This window comes from Sandarakinorhabdus sp. (genome assembly GCF_041689835.1).
In the GTDB taxonomy this organism is placed as follows: Bacteria; Pseudomonadota; Alphaproteobacteria; order Sphingomonadales; family Sphingomonadaceae; genus Sandarakinorhabdus.
Map to the genome: position 1 here is coordinate 1 of NZ_JBDNFM010000263.1, position 2,891 is coordinate 2,891.

Annotated in this window: 2 protein-coding genes and 2 pseudogenes; all 4 read left to right on the forward strand. The window is 68.1% G+C overall.

Going from position 1 to position 2,891, the window contains the following annotated elements; genetic code table 11:
- Positions 1–442 (forward strand): annotated as a pseudogene (locus ACESL8_RS13195) (UDP-N-acetylenolpyruvoylglucosamine reductase); the annotation flags it as partial.
- On the forward strand, positions 439–1,389 hold the full coding sequence (locus ACESL8_RS13200) for a D-alanine--D-alanine ligase (RefSeq protein WP_372919600.1): 951 nt from the start codon (positions 439–441) through the stop codon (positions 1,387–1,389). The pseudogene ACESL8_RS13195 and the gene ACESL8_RS13200, both read left to right, overlap by 4 nt.
- The gene (locus ACESL8_RS13205) at positions 1,386–2,273 is read left to right on the forward strand and encodes a cell division protein FtsQ/DivIB (protein WP_372919602.1); all 888 of its coding nucleotides are present in this window, start codon (positions 1,386–1,388) and stop codon (positions 2,271–2,273) included. The genes ACESL8_RS13200 and ACESL8_RS13205 overlap by 4 nt, the downstream gene beginning before the upstream one ends.
- Before the next feature lie 9 nt (positions 2,274–2,282).
- A pseudogene (locus ACESL8_RS13210) lies at positions 2,283–2,891 on the forward strand (cell division protein FtsA); the annotation flags it as partial.

Consider the following 2,891-nt stretch of genomic DNA (forward strand, 5'->3'; position numbering starts at 1 on the left):
CACCCGCGACGGCGGCATCGAAACGCGCGGCCTGACGGCGCTGGATTTCAGCTATCGCCATTCCAATCTGCAAGGCGGCGAAATCGTGGTTGCGGCGCGGCTGCGCGGCCGGCCCGGGACGCGCGCCGCCATCCAGGCCGAAATGGACCGCATCGCCGCCGCGCGTGAGGCCAGCCAGCCGCTGCGCACCCGCACCGGCGGTTCCACTTTCAAGAACCCGGCGCCGCACAATGCCTGGGAACTGGTGCACGGCGCCGGCTGCCGGGGGCTGCGCGTGGGCGGCGCCGAAGTGAGCGAGAAACACAGCAATTTCATGATCAACAGCCACCGTGCCACCGCCGCCGATATCGAGGCGCTGGGCGAATTGGTGCGCGCGCATGTGCTGCGGGCGAGCGGCGTGGCGCTGGAGTGGGAAATTCAGCGGGTGGGGCGGGTCGCATGAAAGTCGCAGTGCTCATGGGCGGGTGGTCAGCGGAGCGGGAGGTGTCGCTCACTTCCGGGCGCGGCATCGCGCGGGCTTGCCGCAATCTGGGCCACGACGTGACCGAAATCGACATGGGCCGTGATGTGGCGCAGCGCTTGGCAGCGGCGGCGCCCGATGTGGTGTTCAACGCGCTGCACGGCACGCCCGGCGAAGATGGCACGGTGCAGGGGCTGATGGACCTGTTGGGCCTGGCCTACACCCACAGCGGGCTGACCACGTCGGCCATCGCCATCGACAAGGAACTGACCAAGAAGATGCTGGTGCCGGCCGGCATCCCGATGCCGCTGGGCAGACTGGTGGCGAGCGAAAGCCTGTTTGCCGGCGATCCGCTGCCGCGGCCCTATGTGCTGAAACCGGTGAATGAAGGATCGTCGGTGGGTGTCGCCATCGTCACCGATGCCTGCAATTACGGCAATCCCATTCGCCGCGACGTGCCTGGGCCTTGGAATGAATTTGCAACGCTGCTGGCCGAGCCGTTCATCGCTGGCAAGGAACTCACCGTGGCGGTGCTGGGCGACGAGGCGCTGGCGGTGACCGAATTGCGGCCAACTCAGGGATTTTATGATTACGAGGCAAAATACACCGATGGCCTGACCGTGCATGTGTGCCCGGCCGAACTGCCGGCCGATGTGGAGGCAGCGTGCCTTGCCCACGCGCTGGCGGCGCACCGGGTGCTGGGCTGCCGCGGCACCAGCCGTTCGGATTTCCGCTGGGATCCGGCGCTGGGGCTGGCCGGGCTGTTTCTGCTGGAAACCAACACCCAGCCCGGCATGACGCCCTTGAGCCTGGTGCCGGAACAGGCGAAATATCGCGGCATCAGCTACGAACAACTGGTGCAGCGCCTGATCGATCTGGCGCTGGAGGACAAGGCTGGCGCAGACCACGGACAAGGACACCCGCAATGACGGCAGCCGTGCTGAAACGCGGCGCCCGGCCGCCCAAAGCCGCGCAAAGACGGCCAAAGCAGGGCATTGCGGGGGGCATGACGGGGGCGAAGATCACGCGCCGGCAAGTTGGCATCGGCGCGGGCGTGGTGCTGGCCGTCGCCGTGATCGTGATGATCGCCATCGGTGTGCCGCGGCGGCTGTGGAACGGCTTTGTGGGGTGGACGGCGGCGCAGGGCTGGGAGGTGCGCCACGTTGAGCTCACCGGCGCACGCGAACAGGACCGGCTGGCAATTTATGCCGCCGTCTTGAATGGGCCGAGCAGCGCCATGCTGGCCACCGACCTTGACGAGGTGCGAAGCCGCCTGCGCGCCCTGCCGTGGCTGGCTGATGCCAGCGTGCAGCGCCGCCTGCCCGATACCCTTGTGATCGAGGTGAAAGAACGCAAGCCGGTGGCGCTGTGGCAGCACCGCCAGCGCCTTGCCGCCATCGACATCAGCGGGCGCGTGCTCACCCGTGAGCGGCTGGAACGCTGGAACGAGCTGCCGATCTTGGTGGGCGCCGGGGCCAATGCCCGCGTGCGCGACGCACTGGAGCTGATTGCTGCCACCCCGCTGGGCCGCGACGTGAACGCCGCCGTGTTCGTGGGCGGTCGCCGTTGGGATTTGCACTTCAAAAGCGGCGAGACGCTGGCCCTGCCCGACCGGCCGGGCGAGGCGCGCGCCGCGCTGGCCAGCTTTGCCAAGCTGGATGGGCAAGGCCCGGAACGGCTGCTGGGCGGGCGCTTCACCCGGTTTGATTTGCGGCTGCCGGGGCGCATGATCGTGGCTGGGCCGGCAGTGGCGGAAACATTGGCCGCAGCGGAAAAGGCGCGCCGCGCCGCCGCGCAAGCGCAGAAGATCTGAAGGACGACGATGGCACCGCGCATCCCGCTTTCCCCCCTTGGCCGCGGCCAGCCCGAACGGGCGGTGGCCGTGCTTGATGTGGGCACCTCGAAAGTGTCGGCGCTGATTGCGCTGATCAGCGGCGATGGGCCGCCGCGCATCATCGGCAGCGGGCAAAAGCCCTGCCTGGGCCTGAAGCGCGGCACGGTAACGGATTTCGACAAGGCCGAAATGGCCATCCGCGGCGCCATGGACCAGGCCGAACGCGCCGCCGGCCTGCAAATGGACAGCGTGGTGGCCAGCTTCGCCGCGGGCAACATGGCCAGTTCGATGGCCAGTGCGGAAATCGACATCGCCGGGGCCGGCATCACCCCCACCGACATGGTGACGTTGCGCCAGGCCGGCCGCGCTGCCATCGATCCGCGCAGCCGCAGCGTTATCCATGCCTTGCCCGCGCTTTATACATTGGATGGGCTGGCCGGCGTCGAAAGCCCGCTGGGTCTGCATGCCGATCGGCTGGGCATGGATATTCATGTTGTTACCGCCGACACGCCGGCGATCATGAATTTCACCCGCGCCGTGGCGCAATCGCACCTGGGCATTTCCAATCTGGTCGGCAGCCCGCTGGCCGCCAGCCTG